General features: G+C 42.2%; 1 protein-coding gene. It reads left to right on the top strand.

Going from position 1 to position 1,635, the window contains the following annotated elements:
- Positions 1 to 88 precede the first annotated feature (88 nt).
- A partial coding sequence (ahpF, locus tag HYG93_RS19130; protein WP_178962795.1) for an alkyl hydroperoxide reductase subunit F occupies positions 89 to 1,635 on the top strand: 1,547 nt, incomplete at its 3' end.

The raw sequence follows: 1,635 nt of genomic DNA, 5'->3' as shown, positions 1-1,635 counted from the left end.
TTATAAAAACAAACTGTTTTATCTATTTTTATATTTATCTTATTCTTATCCCATCAAATATACATTTACTCCTTTGGAGACGTTAGCAATGTTAGATCAAAATACTTCTGCACAATTAAAAACTCTTCTTGAACGCCTTGAAGGTCCAATTGAAATCGTTGCGACTTTAAATGGCTCTGACAAATCAGACAAAATCAAAGAATTGGTTGAAGAAGTTGCTGCATTATCAAACTTAGTGACTGCTCGTTTCGATGGCACAAACAAACGTGCGCCTAGCTTCGGTATTGCAAAAGCAGGTGAAGAGCCGCGTGTATTCTTTGCGGGCCTTCCTATGGGCCATGAGTTCACATCACTGATCTTGGCATTGCTACAAACTTCAGGTTATGCACCAAAAGTATCTGATGAAGTATTGGCTTCAATCAAAGGCTTAGGTATTAAATCAGATTTCGATGTATTCGTATCTTTAAGCTGCCATAACTGCCCAGACGTGGTTCAAGCACTTAACTTGATCGCAATCTACAACCCAGGCACAACTGCAACCATGATTGATGGTGCATTCTTCCAAGACGAAGTTGAAGAACGCAAAATCATGGCAGTTCCAATGGTGTTCCAAGACAACAACCATATTGGTCAAGGCCGTATGACCTTGGAAGAAATCATTGCCAAATTAGACACTGATTCTGATGCGAAAGAAGCAGCGAAAATCAATGAAAAAGACGCATTTGATGTTCTTGTGATTGGCGGTGGCCCTGCAGGTAATACTTCTGCAATCTATGCTGCACGTAAAGGCATTAAAACAGGTATCGTTGCTGAGCGCATGGGCGGTCAGGTGATGGATACAATGGACATCGAAAACTTCACGTCTATTCAAAAGACCCAAGGTCCTAAGTTTGCAGCTGAAATGGAAGCGCACGTTCGTGAATACGGCGTAGATATCATGAATCTGCAACGTGTAGCTGACATCAAAGGTGCTGAACAAACGGCAAATGGTTTGGTTGAAGTGACTTTAGAAAACGGTGCAAAACTTGAATCGAAAACTGTCATCCTATCTACAGGTGCACGTTGGAGAGAAATGAATGTACCGGGTGAAGCTGAATACCGTACACGCGGTGTAGCGTACTGCCCACACTGTGATGGTCCATTGTTCAAAGGTAAACGTGTTGCAGTCATCGGTGGCGGTAACTCAGGTGTAGAAGCAGCCATTGACCTTGCAGGTATTGTTGAGCATGTAACACTTGTTGAGTTTGATACTAAGCTTCGTGCTGACCAAGTCCTTCAAGACAAGTTAAACAGCTTACCGAACACCACTGTAATTAAGAATGCTTTATCTACAGAAGTGGTTGGTGATGGCAAACAAGTGACTGCACTGAAATACAAAGACCGTGCAACTGATGTTGAACACACTGTTGAACTAGCAGGTATCTTCGTACAAATCGGTTTGTTGCCAAACACTGATTTCTTAAAAGAAACAGCCGTTGAACTTTCAAACCGCGGTGAGATTGTGATTAACGAACGCAACGAAACCAATGTGAAAGGTGTATTCGCTGCGGGTGACTGTACAACAGTGCCTTACAAACAAATCATCATTGCTACAGGTGAAGGCGCGAAAGCATCACTTTCAGCATTCGATTACAT

This window comes from Acinetobacter sp. SwsAc6, assembly GCF_013391565.1.
Lineage (GTDB): Bacteria > Pseudomonadota > Gammaproteobacteria > Pseudomonadales > Moraxellaceae > Acinetobacter > Acinetobacter cumulans.
The sequence above is the reverse complement of the archived record's forward strand: the minus strand, read 5'-3'. Positions and strand labels throughout refer to the sequence as shown.